This is a genomic window from Phenylobacterium sp. (assembly GCF_037189685.1).
Classification (GTDB): domain Bacteria; phylum Pseudomonadota; class Alphaproteobacteria; order Caulobacterales; family Caulobacteraceae; genus Phenylobacterium.
In genome coordinates, this window is sequence record NZ_JBBCIT010000041.1 from 1 (window position 1) to 14,023 (window position 14,023).

The following is a 14,023-nucleotide window of genomic DNA, read 5'->3' on the forward strand; positions in this document are numbered from 1 at the left end:
GTATCGGGACACCCGTCCCTAACAGCTACAGGCCCAGGCCCGGAATCGTATCGGCCTCCACGCGGGCGAGGTCCTCGTCCGACAGGACGATCAGCTTGCGGGTCGAAAGGTCGAAAGACACCGCGATCGCCTCGGCGCTGCCCCAGGGACGACCGGTGTCCGGGTCCAGCATCCAGTGGACCAGCCGCCGGATACGGGCGTCACCGCCCGCCGAGCCCGACCGGATCTCCACCCGGTCGCCCGCCCGCGGCCAGGCATGATGGATCAGTCGGTATTCCACCGCCGCGCCGCCCACGTTCGGCCGCCCCTCGCCGGTTCCGGGCCGGCGGCCGGCGAAGACATGCGGAACCGCGTCCGAGAGCCGCGCCATGAACCCCTCCGTCCGCATCCGCCCGAAGGCGTCGCAGTCGGCCGCCAGCACGGCGCCCAGGCCGGTCCGCTTAAGGCCCAGCGCCTGTGCGCGGTCCAGGCTCGCGCCCGTCTCGACGTCGGCGAGTCCGATGGAGCGCGGCCCCGCCCCCTCCGGGACCTCGACCGAAAGCTCCGCCGCCCGCCGGCGGATGCGGTCGGACCAGGGAAAGGCCTGCGCCTCGCGCGCGGTCACATGCGCCACCCGGGTCTGGAAGGCCGCGGCGAGCGCCCCGTCGGGGTGGCGCAGCAGGAAGAGCAGGCGCGCGTCCGCCTCACCCATCTCCAGGACGCCGCCCGTCATGGCCAGCGGCGCGCCGGGCCGGGCTTCGCGCAGGAAGCGGATGTGCTGCTCGCGGACGACCAGCGTGGCCGCGGCGGCGGGCGCAAAGGCTCCGGCCATGCCCAGCTCGGCGGCCATGCCCGCCAGCGCCTCCATCGACTTGGCGACGTAGTGTCCCACGTTGAGGTGGCCCATGGCGTCGCATTCCCAGGTGGCGACACCGCCCCGCCACACCTCGACCTCCGCCACGCCGCCCCCCGTTGCAAACCCGCAGGAAGCTTAGGGAGTTGACGCCGGCCGATCCACCGCCCTTCTGACGTCGCGTCTAGCGCCCGTCGCCGGCGCCTTGGCGGGGCTGGGGATTGTCGGGGCCTGGTGAGGTGCGGCGCACCCGGCCGGGGTCCACGGAATCGTCGCGGTTCACCGACGGATAGCGCTCGGCGCCGGGATTGTCCGGCGCATTGTTGAGGTGCTGCGCCGCGTTGTCCTTGCGGCCCTGGCTCTGGATCTTGTCTTCCGGTCGGCGTTCCGCGCCCATGATCGAACTCCCGCTTCGGGTTGTGGCCTGTGTTCGTCCTTCCGGACAAAGCGCCCCGAGACCGGGTATCGTTCCGTGGCCTGCCCCGCCCCCTCCCTCGACAGCCGGATCGAGGTCCCTGAGTGGGATTGGCGGGTGGGATTGGCGGGTGGGACGGACGGACATGGACGACAGAGGCACGGAGGCGCGTTCGATCCCGATGGCCCGGCCCGCGCGGCCCAGAACGGTTCTGGTGAAGCGGCACGGGATCGTGACCCGCGTCACGCATGGGCTGAACGTGGTGTTCGTGATCGTGCTGCTGATGAGCGGCCTGCAGATCTTCAACGCGCACCCGGCCCTCTACTGGGGCGAGGTCTCGACCTTCGATTCGCCCTGGATCGCCATGACCAAGGCCGAGATCGGCGACGAGGCGCGGGGGATCACCACGATCGGATCGCTGCGCTTCGATACCACGGGCCTGTTCGGCTGGTCGGGCCGCGAGGGCGCGCGCGAGCCGCGCGGCTTCCCCGCCTGGGCCACCATCCCGAGCTGGCGCGACCTCGCCGCCGGACGCCGCTGGCACCTCTTCTTCGCCTGGCTTTTCGTGGCCAACGGCCTCGTCTACCTCTCGTGGACGTTGCTGAGCGGGCGACTGAAACGCGATCTGCTGCCGAGCCGCGACCAGCTCCGGCCCTCTCACCTGGCGCGCGAGGCCCTGGACCACGCCCGCCTGCGGTTCCCCAGGGGCGAGGACGCGCGCCGCTACAATGCGATCCAGAAGCTGGCCTATCTGTCGGTGATCCTGGTCCTGCTGCCCGCCATGCTGCTGACCGGGCTCTGCATGTCGCCCGGCTTCAATGCGGCGGCGCCCTGGCTCACCGACCTGTTCGGCGGACGGCAGTCGGCGCGGACGTTCCACTTCCTGTCGGCCGGGCTCATCGCCCTGTTCGTGGCCGTCCACGTCGCGATGGTCGTCGCCTCGGGCCTGTGGAACAACCTCCGCTCGATGATCACCGGGCGCTACGCCATCCAGGCCGGGGAGCCGCCCCGATGAGCCTCCATCGCCGCGGATGGCTGAAGGCGGCCGGCGCCGGCCTGGGCGCGCTGTGGCTGGCGGGCTGCGACCGGCTGAGCCGCAGCCCCGGCTTCACCGGTGTCCTGCGCGTCGCGGAGAAATGGACGCAGGGCGCCCACCGCCTGGTCACCGACCGCAACGCGCTCGCGAAGGAGTTCGGGCCGGAGCACATCTCGACCGACTTCCGCGCCAACGGCACCGTGCGGCCGCAGAATCCCGGCTACCTGGCCCTGCTGGCGGAGAACTTCGCCGGCTACCGGCTGGTGGTGGACGGGCTGGTCGAGCAGCCCCTGTCGCTGAGTCTGGCCGAGGTGCGCGCGCTGCCGTCGCGAACCCAGATCACCCGCCACGACTGCGTGGAGGGCTGGTCGTCCATCGGCAAGTGGACGGGCGCCCGGCTCTCGGCGCTGCTCGACCGGGCCGGCCTGAAGCCCGAGGCGCGCTACATCGTCTTCCACTGCGCCGACACCCTGGACCCCTTCGCCACCGACGGCGCGGGCGGCTACTATGAAAGCATCGATCTGATCGACGCCTACCACCCACAGACGATCCTGGCCTACCGGATGAACGACGCCACCCTTCCGGTGCGCCACGGCGCGCCCCTGCGGCTGCGGGTGGAACGCCAGCTCGGCTACAAGCACGCCAAGTACGTGATGCGCATCGAAGCCGTCGCATCCCTCGACCGCATCGGCCGCGGCCAGGGGGGCTTCTGGCCCGACCGCGGCTACGAGTGGTACGCGGGGATATAGGGGCCCATGGCCCGCGCCGTCAGAACGCCGAGCTGTTCAGCGGCGCCTGCGCCGCGCAGGCGGCGGCCTCCGGCTTCGGCCCGTTGGCGCGCAGCGCCGCGATCTCGGCGCGGACGGCCTCCAGGTCGGCCTTGAACGCGGGCTCGCCGTGGGCGGCGGCGACCTGGGCCGAGGCCAGCAGCATCCCGGCCTCGACGGCGCTCAGGGTGTGGACGCCGCAGACCGCCCGGCTCTCGGCGAAGGCGCGGCCGCGGGCCAGGATCTGGCTGGCCCTGTCGGGCGCGGCCTCGGCCAGCACCAGGGCGTTGGTCCAGCCGAGCTGGGCGTGGCCGGACGGATAGTCGTAGCTCTTGTCCAGGCTTGGGCTGGGCGGCGTGCAGATCGTCCCGCCCCAGCGCTGGTAGGGCCGCACGCGGTTGTAGAGCGCCTTGGCGGCGCCGTTCAGCCGGCCCACGTCCATCGAGGTCTTGCCGATCAGGGCCGCCAGCTTCGGCGCGGTCTGGGGCGTGAGCGTCGCGCCCACGGCGCAGGAGAAGCCGCCCATCTGGTCGGCGATCCCATAGGGCACGTCGGCCTGGGCCATCGCCCAGCGCGGCCCGCCCTCCAGCTTGCGGGCCGCCTCGTAGACGCGCTTGTCCTCCAGGTCGCGGGCGTCGCCGTCCCTGGGCGAAGGCCGCAGGATGGCCGCCGGATCGGGCACGGCCGAAAGGTAGCCCGGCGGGATCGCCGGCGGCGCGGCCGGCGGCTGGGCGATCGCGATTCCCGCCGTCGCCGCGGCGGCCGCGAAGGCCGCGCCCATCATCCATCCCCGCATTCCGCGCTCCCTCCAGATTCGTGATTTGCCGGCGATCATGGCGCCCGTCGCCGCGAAACGAAACGGCCGGGGAGATCCCCGGCCGCTCGGACTACGTCTGGAAGAGGTCGGCCCAGCGGCGCTTCTTCCGGTTCTTGTGGGCGCCGCGGTGCCAGGCGTCCGAGGCGATCAGCGGCACCACCGTGGTGGCCTCGGCGAACACCATCTGCTCCCACGTCACGTCCACCTTGCCCCAGGAGCAGGCCTCCTTGAGCGTCGAGGACGAGCAGGCGCCGTCCCGCACGTCGGCCACCGTGATCTGGACGGCGTACTTGTGCATGTCCACCTCGTGGCCGAGGATCTCGGCGCAGACGACGGTGTCCTGGGCGAAGTTCTTCGGCACGCCGCCGCCCACCATGAACAGGCCCGTGGCGCCGGCCTTCAGCTTGATCTCGGTCAGTTCGCGGAAATCGGCCACGGCGTCGATGGTCAGGTAGGGCTTGCCCGCCTTCATCCGCTCGACCTGGTGCTTCACGAGCCCGAAGCCGGCCGACGAATCGACGAACGCCGGGCAGAAGATCGGCACGCCCTCGCGGTACGCCACCTCGATCAGGCTGTCGGGCTTCTTGGCGTTGCCGGCGGCCAGCCACTTGCCCATCTCGTGGATGAACTCGCGGCTGGAATAGGGGCGGGGCTCCAGCAGCTCGCAGATCTGGTAGATCGTGCCGTCGCAGTTCTGGAGCTCCTCCTCGTCGATGTAGGTGTCGTAGATGCGGTCGATGTACATCTCGCGCAGCTCGCGGTCGTCGACCGTGGAGTCCGCCTGGTAGTGCTTGAAGCCCAGGGCCTCGAAGAAATCCATGTCGACGATCGAGGCGCCGGTCGCGACGATCGCGTCGATCATCCCGTACTTCACCATGTCGCGGTAGATGTGCATGCAGCCGCCCGCCGAGGTGGACCCGGCCAGGGTCAGCCAGGTGGAGCAGTCGGCGTCCTCCAGGCTCATCCGCCAGATGTCGGCGGCGCGCGCGGTGTCGCGGCTGGTGAAGCTCATCTTGCGCATGGCGTCGATGACGGGACGGGCGTCGTACTGGTCGATCGCCACGTGCTCGACGGTGTTGGCCAGCAGTTCGGCCTTGCGGTTGGAGTTCGCCGGAGCGTTCATCTTCCGAAGTTCCCTTCTGAGGGTGAAAGCCCGTCGCGAATAGAAAAGGCGCGACCGGGACGGAGCGACCGGCCGCGCCTACAGCACCATTGTGACCGTTCTTAGCGTCGACGGCGCTTCTTGCCGGCGGCGCCCTTGGGGCGGGAGAGCCGGACGACCTTGCGTTCGTCCTCACGCTCCTCGCGGGGCGTGCGGATCACGCGGCCGGCCAGGCCGAACATCGAGGCCATCGGCGCGTCCCCGACCTCGACGATCTCGGCGTCGCCGAAACCGTTGAAGTTGGTGGTCATGGCCACCCCGTAGGCGCCCAGCATGCCGATCTCGACATAGTCGCCTTCGCGGATGTCCTCCGGCAGCCAGAACGGGCCCGGCATGTGGTCGATGGAGTCGCAGGTCGGCCCGTAGAAGCGGAAGGGCTTCAGCGGCCCGCCCACCTCATGCGCCTCTGCGCCCTCGCCACGGTACAGCTTCACCGGAAACGGCCACTTCATGTGCGCCGCGTCGAACAGCGAGCCGTAGCTGCCGTCGTTGAGGTACACGGCGTCGCCCTTCTTCAGCTCGACCTTGGTGAGGATCGAGGAGGCCTCGGCCACCAGGGCGCGCCCCGGCTCGCACCACAGCTCGGTCTCCTCATGCACGCTCATCTCGGCGAAGCCGCGCTGGATGGAGTCGACATAGTCGATCATGTCCGGCGGGATCATGCCCGGGTAGATCGACGGGAAGCCGCCGCCCACGTCCACGATGTCGACCATGACGCCGGCGCGCACGATGGCGCGCTGGGCCTGGGCCATCGCCGCCTGGTAGGCGGTCGGCCGCATGCACTGGCTGCCGACGTGGAAGCTGACGCCCATCTTGCCCTGGGTCGCGCGGCGGGCGGCCAGCAGCAGCGACGGCGCCTCGTGCGGCTCGACGCCGAACTTGCCGGCGAGCGAGTAGGACGCGCCCTCGGCGCTGACCGCCAAGCGGACGATCAGGGTCAGGTCCCGCGCGCCATCGGTCGCCTCGAGGATCTTGGCCAGCTCCTCATGCGTATCCAGGGCGAAGGTCTTCACCCCGAAGCGATGGTACGCCTCGGAGATCGCCTTGCGGCTCTTCACGGGATGCATGAAGGCCATGCGCGCGCCCGGGGCGTACGCGGCGACCAGTTCGATCTCGCGGATCGAGGCCACATCGAAGGATTGGACGCCGGCCTTCACCAGGGTCTCGATGACCCACGGCGAAGGGTTCGCCTTTACGGCGTAGAAGACGTCGCCTCGAAAATTGTCCTGGAACCAGCGCGCCGCTACGGCCACCACGCCCGGCCGCGCAAAGGCGACAGGACGCTCCGGGGACCGCTCGCGGACCAGGTCCAGGGGCGTATGGTACGTGTGCACCTCACGCAACCCCCAACGGATTGTTGAACCCAGACCGGCGTTAGCAGCGCTTTTTGAGGACATCGGGTCCGCCGGAAGGCGCGCAAATAGGGTCTTTGACGGGGGATGTAAAGAGCCGGCCTGTCGTCCGTTCCGCAACATGCCCCGGCGCGCGGCGGGCGGACGGGCCGGCAGCGACGGCGCGGCAGGGATGGGGCGGCAGGGATGGGACGGCAGGGATGGGACGGCAGAAGGCGGGACGGCAGGCGCCCATCCGGCGCGCGTTCCGCAGGCGGAGCGCCACTTCGTCGGCGAGCGCGCTAGACCGGACGCGCGTCGCCGTGCCATGTAGCCGGCGTATCACGGGAAAGCTCCGACCTCTCTCATGTCCGACGCCGCCGTTCTGTCGATACGGAACGTCTCCAAGACCTTCGGCCAGCGCCGGGCCCTCGACGGGGTCTCGCTGGACGCCTGCAAAGGCGAGATGATCGCCCTCATCGGCCCGTCAGGTTCCGGGAAATCCACCCTCCTGCGCTCGATCAGCGGGTTGCAGACCATCGACGGCGGCGCGGGCGAGATCGTCGCCTTCGGCGGCCCCATCCAGAAGGACGGGAAGATCGACTCGGGCGTGCGCAGGACGCGCACCCGCATCGGCATGATCTTCCAGCAGTTCAACCTGGTGGGCCGGCTGTCGCTTTTCTCGAACGTCGCCCTGGGTTCGCTGGGGCGCATCCCCGCCTGGCGCGGTGCGCTGGGCCTGTGGCCGGCCGAGACCCGGCACGCGGTGATGGCCGCGCTGCACCGCTTCGGCGTCGCCGACTACGCCGCCCAGCGTGCGAACACCCTTTCGGGCGGCCAGCAGCAGCGGGGCGCCATCGCCCGCGCGCTGGTCCAGAAGGCCAAGATCATCCTGGCCGACGAGCCGGTGGCCTCGCTCGACCCGGTCTCGGCGCGGCGGGTGATGGAGATCCTGCGCGAGCTGAACCGCAACGACGGGCTCACCGTCGTCGTCACCCTGCACCAGGTGGACTACGCCCTGCGCTACTGCGACCGCGTCGTGGCGCTCAAGGCCGGACAGGTCGTCTACGACGGCCCCTCCGACGGCCTGAAGCGCGACCAGCTCATCGACATCTACGGCCCCGAATTCGAGGACGTCTTCTGGGAAGGAGCGCCCACATGATCCGCCGCACCCTCATGTCCGCCGCCGCCGCCCTGGCCGCGACCCTGGCCCTCGCCGGCTGCGGCCAGCCGGCCGAGAAAGCCGATCCCGACGCGCCCCTGAAGGAGCTGACCTTCTCGATCCTGTCGGCCGAGAACCAGACCTCGATGGAGCCGCTCTGGACGCCGCTGCTCACCGACATGTCCGAAGCGATCGGCGTGAAGGTGAAGCCCTATTTCGCCACCAACTACACCTCGCTGGTCGAGGCGATGCGCTTCAAGCAGGTGCAGGTCGGCTGGTTCTCGGCGTCGCCGGCGCTCCAGGCGATCCGCCGCTCGGACGGCGAGGTCCTGGGCCGCGTGGTCGATGCCGGCGGCGAGGCGACGTATAAGTCCGTCATCATCGTGCGCAAAGGGTCCGGCCTGACGGTCGACAAGATCCTGACGTGCGACCGCAGCCTGTCGTTCGGCCTGGGCGACACCCAGTCGACGTCGGGCACGCTGGCCCCGATGACCTACCTGTTCACGCCCCGCGGGATCGACCCCAACCGGTGCTTCAAGTCCGTGCGGTCGGCCAGCCACCAGGCCAACGCCTTCTCGGTGGCCAACGGCGTCGTCGACGTGGCGACGAACAACTCCGTCGGCATGCTGTTCTTCGCGCGGCAGAGCCCCGAGCTCGCGGCCAAGGTCGAGACGATCTGGGAATCGCCGCCGCTGCCGGAAAGCTCCATCGTCGTGCGCCGGGACCTCGATCCGGCGCTGAAGGAGAAGATCCGCCAGTTCTTCCTGACCTACGGCACCGGAGCCGACGCCAAGGCCGAGAAGCAGCGCGAAGTCCTGAAGGGGCTGGCGTACGGCGGCTTCCGGCCCGCCGACAACTCGTACCTCGATCCCGTCCGCGAGATGGAGGCCAGCGAGGCCCTGGCGGCGGCCAAGCGTTCCGGCGACAAGGCGCGCATCGACAAGGCCCAGGCCGAGTTCGACAAGATCAGCGCCGAAGCCGCCCGCTCGCGCGCCGTCGCGCCCGTGACGACCCCGTGATCGACCCGTCCGCCGCCGTTCCGCCGCCGCCCAGGCGCTCGCTGTCGCAGCGCGCGCCCGACCTAGCCCTGTGGGGCGGGCTGGTCGTCCTGCTGGCCATCGCCTTCGGCCCGGCCGAACTCAGCAAGCTGCCGTTGCTCTTCCAGAACTCGGCCAACATGCAGGAGCTGGGGCGCGGCTTCCTCTCGCCCGACTTCACGGAATGGCGGCTCTACGTCTCGAAGATGTGGCTGACGATCCAGATGGCGCTCTGGGGCACGACGCTGGCGATCGTCGCCGCCACGCCGCTGGGCCTGCTCGCCTCGCGCAACATCACGCCGGCCTTCATCCAGCTCCCCGTCCGCCGCTTCCTCGACGTCGTGCGCTCGGTGCCGGACCTCGTCATCGGGATGATCTTCCTGGTGGCCGTCGGCCCCGGCCCCCTGGCGGGCGTCATGGCGCTGGCCATCGGCACCACCGGCGTGCTGGCGAAGCTGTTCTCCGAGGCCGTGGAATCCATCGACAAGGGCCCCGTGGAAGGCGTCCGCGCCACGGGCGGCGCAAAGCTGCACGAGGTGGTATGGGGCGTGATCCCGCAGGTGGCGCCGCTCTGGACCAGCTATGCGCTCTATCGCTTCGAATCGAACAGCCGCAGCGCCACCGTGCTGGGCCTGATCGGCGCCGGCGGCATCGGCCAGGTGCTGTTCGACAGCCTGAACGCCTTCGCCTACTCCAACACCGCCGCGATCGTCGTGGTGATCATCGTCGCCGTGAGCCTGATCGACATGCTGAGCCAGGCGATCCGCACCCGTCTCCTCTGAACGACGCGCGGGGGTCGGACGGCGTCAGGCGATGATGTCCGGGTTGAGCATGTCCTCGACCCGGGCGATCTCGTCCTTCAGCGCCAGTTTCTTGCGTTTCAGGCGGCCGATCACGATCAGGTCGGGCACCGGACTGGCCGCGAGGGCCTGGATGGCGGCGTCCAGGTCGGCGTGATCCTGGCGAAGCTCGGCGAGCCGGGCTTCCAGCGCCTCTTCTGTGAAGGTCGTGTAGTCGATCATGCGGAACGCGGATCCTGCGCCAGCGCGGCGGCCAGCGCGGCCAGGGCGGCCGGCGGCGCGGGCTTTTCCCACGCCCGGGACGCCGCTTCCAGGGCCTCCAGCGCAGGCGCGCCGCCCGAAGCGTGTCTGGGCGCGCCGCAAAGCCCGGCGAGGGTCTCCAGCAACAGGCGTTCGGCGGCCAGCTCCAGCCCCTTCACCTCATCGCGGAGAGCCTGGCGGGCGCCGTCGGGAAACGGCGGCAGGGCGGGCTTCAACGCGCGCCGCACCTCGCGCAACGGCCTCAACGCCGTCGCGTCCCACGCCCGCGCCGCCTCGACGCCGCGCGCCAGCAGGGCCGGATCGCGCGCCTCGGCATAGACGGCCCAGAGCAGCAGGGAGGTGTTCTGGCCGTGCTCGTCCTGGAGGGCGAGGCAGGCCTCGGGCACGCCCGGGAGCGCGTAGGCGGCCAGCGCCCAGTCCCAGATCGAGGGGGTCCAGATCGGCATCGTCAGGTCTCCGCGGCGCTGTCCGGGCCAATGGGGGCCGTGGGGCCGATGTCGTGGCCCCAGCGGCGCACGGGCGTCCAGGCCAGGCCGAACAGGTCCAGCGCCCGTCCCACCGACTGGTCGACCATCTCCTCCAGGGTCCGGGGCTTGGCATAGAAGGCCGGGACGGGCGGCGCGATCACCGCCCCCATCTCGGCCAGCCGGACCAGGGTGCGCAGGTGGCCCAGGTGCAGCGGCGTCTCGCGCACCATCAGCACCAGGGGCCGACGCTCCTTCAGCGTCACGTCGGCGGCGCGGGTCAGGAGCGATGCGGTCACGCCCGTGGCGATCTCGCTCATGGTGCGGATGGAACAGGGGGCCACGATCATGCCCAGGGCGTGGAACGAACCCGAAGCGATGGCGGCGCCGACGTCGCCGGCCTTGTGGACCACATCGGCGCGGGCCTGGGCGTCCGCCAGGCTCTCGTCGGTCTCCTGGGCCAGGGTCAGGGCCGCCGAACGGCTCAGGACGAGGTGGCTCTCGACCCCGAGATCCCGGCAGGCGTCCAGGGCCCTGAGGCCATAGACCGCGCCCGAGGCCCCCGAGACGCCCACGATCAGCCGCGGCCTGCGCGTTGCGTCCATGCTTCCAAGCGTCTCCGACAGGATCCCCGGTTCCAGCGGGACCGCGTGCAAACATATGTGATCTGACAGCCGCGGGAAGCGGGTGTTCACTCGAACGCCGTTCAACTGAGAGGAGGCTCTCGATATGGCGCTAGATGCCCGGATCCGCGAACTCGGATCCCGTCACCAGTCCCTGGAACAGGCGATCCAGGACGAGATGCGCAGGCCCTACGCCGACGACCTCAAGCTCAAGGAACTCAAGCGACAGAAACTCAGGCTGAAGGAAGAGATCGAAACTCTTCGCGGCCGGGTGCACTGACCGGTCCCGGCCCCCTGGGAGGAACCCTTTCCCGGAAGGCCGAGGGAAGCAGCGACCGGGCGAGGCGTGGGAGTCATCCCGCGCTTCGCCGGCTGGCCTGCATATCATCCTGACCGCGGATGCGGCTCGTCCCCCTTCGGGAGACGGAGAGGGAAGCTCAGGCCCTGTCCAGGCTCAGGCTTCGTCCCAACTCAGGCTTCGTCCTCGTCGTCGTGGCCCGAGTCGTCGGCATGGGTCGCCTCGGGCTCGGGATCGTCCTGGGCCGAGCCGGTTTCGGACGCCGGACGCAGGGTGTCGCCTTCCGGCTCGACGATCCCGCGGCGCGCGTCGTCCTTGGCTTTCTTGTCGGCCGCCTTCCGGACCACCGCATCCAGTTCGAGCTGGCTGGCGAGGCCCAGGGTCACCGGGTCCACCGGCTTGATGTTGGGCGAATTCCAGTGCGTGCGGTCGCGCACCTGGTCGATGGTGGCCTTGGTGGTGCCCAGCAGGCGCGCGACCTGGCTGTCGGGCACTTCCGGGTGGTTGCGGACGAACCAGGCGATGGCGTCGGGACGGTCCTGGCGGCGCGACACCGGGGTATAGCGGGGCGCCTTCTTCACCGGCTTCAGGAGCTCGGCGTGGCGGCTCTTCTGGACCTTCATCCGATAGGCCGGGTTCTTCTCGGCCGCATCCAGCTCGTCGCGGTTGAGCTGGCCGTTCGCGATCGGGTCGGCGCCGCGGATATCGCGCGCGACCTCGCCGTCGGCGATGCCCTTCACTTCCAGGGGGTGGAGGCCGCAGAAGTCGGCGATCTGGTCGAAGGTGAGCGAGGTGTTGTCCACCAGCCAGACGGCGGTCGCCTTGGGCATCAGGATCTGGGTCATGGTCTGCAACCTTGGACTGGGCCGGAAGGACCGGAAGCCTGGAAGGCGGACCGGATTCCGGAGCCCCGGAAACGAAGGCGCCCGGCCTTTCGGCCGGGCGGTTGGGAAATCCCATATAGGCCGGTTACGGCCGCCTGGAAACGGGATTGTTCGCGCGGCAGGGCGCTCCACGCCCCAGACCCCGGATTCACCCGAGCTCGCATACTCAGGCCGCGTGCCGGGTCAGATATCAGGCCAGATATCAGGCCCCGAAGATCCAGCCCGCGGGCAGGGTGTCGAGCTGGACGTTCACCAGCACCATCCGGTCGATCGTCCCGGCGATGGCGATCACGGTGTCGGCGCCCACCTGGGTCACCGTGTAGGCCGTTCCCGGAAGGAGGTTCACCCGGTCCCCCTCGGCGGCGTTGAAATCCAGCACCCGGTCCATCCCCGCCTCGGCGAAGAAGTGGAAGATGTCGGCGCCGGCGCCGCCCACGATGGTGTCGTCGCCCCGGTCGCCGGAGAGGAAGTCGTTCCCGGCCCCGCCCGACAGGCTGTCGTTCCCCTGCCCGCCGCGGACGATGTCGTCGCCAGCGCCGCCGAAACAGGTGTCGTCGCCCAGGTTGCCGTAGACGATGTCGTTCCCGGCGTCGCCATAGAGGACGTCGTTGTCCTTGCCCCCCACGACCCAGTCGTCGCCGTCGCCGCCCGAGGCGGTGTCATCGCCCATGTTGCCGTGGATGTCGTCGAAGGCGGAGCCCCCGACGATGGAGTCGTTGCCGTCCTCGCCGCGAAGATAGCCGCTGCCCGCGCCGCCCTGGATCGTGTCGTGGCCCGCCCCGGCGAAGACGCGGTCGGCCCCGGCGCCGCCCTGGATGAGGTTGTTCAGGGCGTTGCCGATGATGGTGTCGGCGCCCAGGCCGCCGATGGCGTTCTCGATCTTGGCGCCCTGGGCGATGGCCACGTTGCCGGTCAGCGCGCCGACGTTCGAGAAGTGGCCCTCCCGCAGGTCGATGAGCTGGTTCTGGCCGTAGCCGGAGAAGTCGAAGGTGTCGTTCCCGCCGGCGTCCCAGACCGCGAAGATCAGGCGCGTGGAACTGTTCGTGGCCACGAACCAGTCGCGGCCGGCGTTGGAGTTGAACCCATAGACGGTATCCCCCGTCCGCGTGCTCATGTTGGGGCCGTACTCGTACTGCGCCGCCCGGATGTCGTCGAGCTGAGGCGCCGCGGCATAGCGGCCGCCGTAGGCCGCGCCCGTGTTGGCCTCGGAGAAATAGCTCATCACCGAATACTGTCGGGTGTCCTCGTAGTACTCGGCGTGCTGGGCGTAGGTGATGGTGGCGTCTTCACCGGCGTTATAGTCGCCAGGATGCATGAGGCCGATCGCGTGGCCGATTTCATGGACCAGGACGTGCGCGCCGTAGTTGCCCATTACGGGGGTGGCGTTGGTGCTCCGCGCGATCGCGATCCAGACGTCGCCCGCCCCGCTGGCGGACGACGGGTTGCCGGGAAAGTTCGCGAAGCCCGCGGAGCCGCCCTGGCCGGACGTGAAGTTGGCGAAGAGGATCGAGGCGTTGTTGGAATAGGCCTCCTCGCCCTCGGTCCCGCTGCCCACGCGCTGGAAGCGGATGTTCGCCACGTCGGCCCAGGCCTGAAGCGCCTGCTCGGCCCATTGGATCTGCATGGCGTTGAAGCGCTGGAAGCCCTCGGTGTCGCTGGGCATGGTGGTCGGCGCGGTCGACCGGAAGGCGTAGGTGACCGTGTAGGCCTGCCCGGCGACACCCCCCCAGCCGGGGTGGGGGGCCATGGTGACGGGATTGAAGCCCACCATCTGGAGGCCGGCGCGGTCGGTGGAGAAGCTGACCTTGCCACCGATCGCGCCCTGCCCGCGTTCGTCGGCGTTGAGGTAGGACTGGCCGAACGGTTCCCCCGTGTCGACGACAGTGGCGATCCCGAGGCAGAGCGGGCACCCGCAGGGCGCCGGGGCGGCGTCCGGAAAGGGGCGGGCGTTCAACGCCGCCGCATCGGGTGTGAAGGGTGGATTCGGGCCCATGGTCTCTGCCGCACTCTACCGTGACCCGTCCCTCGAATTCTTAAGGGAACAGGTGAATCCGCACAATGCGGAAGCCACGCCGCGCGGCGCGCCATGAAGATACGGCCGCCGCCGACCTGCGGATTGCGGCGCCAAGGATCG

The 14,023-nt window shown here is 70.0% G+C and carries 16 protein-coding genes; 6 read left to right on the forward strand and 10 right to left on the reverse strand.

Going from position 1 to position 14,023, the window contains the following annotated elements:
* Nucleotides 1-25: 25 nt before the first annotated feature.
* On the reverse strand, nucleotides 26-940 hold the full coding sequence (locus WG212_RS20725; RefSeq protein ID WP_337189012.1) for a thioesterase family protein: 915 nt from the start codon (nucleotides 938-940) through the stop codon (nucleotides 26-28).
* 76 nt (nucleotides 941-1,016) lie between these two features.
* Nucleotides 1,017-1,229, reverse strand: coding sequence for a hypothetical protein (locus WG212_RS20730; RefSeq protein ID WP_337189013.1), 213 nt, complete (start codon nucleotides 1,227-1,229; stop codon nucleotides 1,017-1,019).
* A 163-nt stretch (nucleotides 1,230-1,392) separates the two neighbouring features.
* Between WG212_RS20730 and WG212_RS20735 the strand changes: the two genes are divergently transcribed.
* Complete coding sequence (locus WG212_RS20735) at nucleotides 1,393-2,262, forward strand: cytochrome b/b6 domain-containing protein (RefSeq protein ID WP_337189014.1); 870 nt, start codon at nucleotides 1,393-1,395, stop codon at nucleotides 2,260-2,262.
* Nucleotides 2,259-3,032 carry a molybdopterin-binding protein gene (locus WG212_RS20740; RefSeq protein ID WP_337189015.1) on the forward strand — a complete coding sequence of 258 codons (774 nt, stop codon included), beginning with the start codon at nucleotides 2,259-2,261 and terminating at the stop codon, nucleotides 3,030-3,032. Before WG212_RS20735 ends, WG212_RS20740 begins: the two co-directional genes overlap by 4 nt.
* 19 nt (nucleotides 3,033-3,051) lie before the next feature.
* On the opposite strand, the gene WG212_RS20745 is transcribed toward WG212_RS20740, so the two are convergent.
* The 3 genes from WG212_RS20745 to WG212_RS20755 all read right to left on the reverse strand — a co-directional run bounded on the left by WG212_RS20745 (nucleotide 3,052) and on the right by WG212_RS20755 (nucleotide 6,363).
* Complete coding sequence (locus WG212_RS20745) at nucleotides 3,052-3,846, reverse strand: phosphatase PAP2 family protein (protein ID WP_337189016.1); 795 nt, start codon at nucleotides 3,844-3,846, stop codon at nucleotides 3,052-3,054.
* Nucleotides 3,847-3,937: 91 nt separating this feature from the next.
* The gene (locus WG212_RS20750; RefSeq protein ID WP_337189017.1) at nucleotides 3,938-4,990 is read right to left on the reverse strand and encodes a deoxyhypusine synthase; all 1,053 of its coding nucleotides are present in this window, start codon (nucleotides 4,988-4,990) and stop codon (nucleotides 3,938-3,940) included.
* 101 nt (nucleotides 4,991-5,091) lie between these two features.
* Entirely contained in the window at nucleotides 5,092-6,363 is a 1,272-nt protein-coding gene (locus tag WG212_RS20755; RefSeq protein ID WP_337189018.1) for a type III PLP-dependent enzyme, read from the reverse strand.
* Between the two features lie 364 nt (nucleotides 6,364-6,727).
* On the opposite strand from WG212_RS20755, the gene phnC reads away from it, so the two are divergent.
* Genes phnC through phnE form a run of 3 tightly spaced genes read left to right on the forward strand, consistent with a single transcriptional unit; the run spans nucleotide 6,728 to nucleotide 9,341 of the window.
* The gene (phnC, locus tag WG212_RS20760; RefSeq protein ID WP_337189019.1) at nucleotides 6,728-7,522 is read left to right on the forward strand and encodes a phosphonate ABC transporter ATP-binding protein; all 795 of its coding nucleotides are present in this window, start codon (nucleotides 6,728-6,730) and stop codon (nucleotides 7,520-7,522) included.
* Nucleotides 7,519-8,541, forward strand: coding sequence for a phosphate/phosphite/phosphonate ABC transporter substrate-binding protein (phnD, locus tag WG212_RS20765; protein WP_337189020.1), 1,023 nt, complete (start codon nucleotides 7,519-7,521; stop codon nucleotides 8,539-8,541). Before phnC ends, phnD begins: the two co-directional genes overlap by 4 nt.
* Complete coding sequence (gene phnE / locus WG212_RS20770) at nucleotides 8,538-9,341, forward strand: phosphonate ABC transporter, permease protein PhnE (RefSeq protein ID WP_337189021.1); 804 nt, start codon at nucleotides 8,538-8,540, stop codon at nucleotides 9,339-9,341. The genes phnD and phnE overlap by 4 nt, the downstream gene beginning before the upstream one ends.
* A 24-nt stretch (nucleotides 9,342-9,365) precedes the next feature.
* Here phnE and WG212_RS20775 read toward each other — a convergent pair whose 3' ends face one another.
* The 3 genes from WG212_RS20775 to WG212_RS20785 are packed head-to-tail and all read right to left on the reverse strand — an operon-like array spanning nucleotide 9,366 to nucleotide 10,710.
* Nucleotides 9,366-9,581 (reverse strand): DUF465 domain-containing protein, encoded by a 216-nt coding sequence (locus tag WG212_RS20775; RefSeq protein WP_337189022.1) that lies wholly within the window; start codon nucleotides 9,579-9,581, stop codon nucleotides 9,366-9,368.
* Nucleotides 9,578-10,066 (reverse strand): TIGR02444 family protein, encoded by a 489-nt coding sequence (locus WG212_RS20780; RefSeq protein WP_337189023.1) that lies wholly within the window; start codon nucleotides 10,064-10,066, stop codon nucleotides 9,578-9,580. Before WG212_RS20780 ends, WG212_RS20775 begins: the two co-directional genes overlap by 4 nt.
* Before the next feature lie 2 nt (nucleotides 10,067-10,068).
* A complete protein-coding gene (locus WG212_RS20785; RefSeq protein WP_337189077.1) occupies nucleotides 10,069-10,710 on the reverse strand; it encodes a UbiX family flavin prenyltransferase in 642 nt (213 codons plus the stop codon).
* 103 nt (nucleotides 10,711-10,813) lie between these two features.
* Between WG212_RS20785 and WG212_RS20790 the strand changes: the two genes are divergently transcribed.
* Nucleotides 10,814-10,987 carry a DUF465 domain-containing protein gene (locus WG212_RS20790; RefSeq protein WP_337189024.1) on the forward strand — a complete coding sequence of 58 codons (174 nt, stop codon included), beginning with the start codon at nucleotides 10,814-10,816 and terminating at the stop codon, nucleotides 10,985-10,987.
* Nucleotides 10,988-11,178: 191 nt separating this feature from the next.
* Here WG212_RS20790 and WG212_RS20795 read toward each other — a convergent pair whose 3' ends face one another.
* Together WG212_RS20795 and WG212_RS20800 are read right to left on the reverse strand one after the other, a co-directional pair.
* On the reverse strand, nucleotides 11,179-11,850 hold the full coding sequence (locus tag WG212_RS20795) for a cell cycle transcriptional regulator TrcR (RefSeq protein ID WP_337189025.1): 672 nt from the start codon (nucleotides 11,848-11,850) through the stop codon (nucleotides 11,179-11,181).
* Nucleotides 11,851-12,091: 241 nt separating this feature from the next.
* Nucleotides 12,092-13,882, reverse strand: a complete 1,791-nt coding sequence (locus WG212_RS20800; protein ID WP_337189026.1) for a M57 family metalloprotease — start codon at nucleotides 13,880-13,882, stop codon at nucleotides 12,092-12,094.
* Between the last annotated feature and the right edge of the window lie 141 nt (nucleotides 13,883-14,023).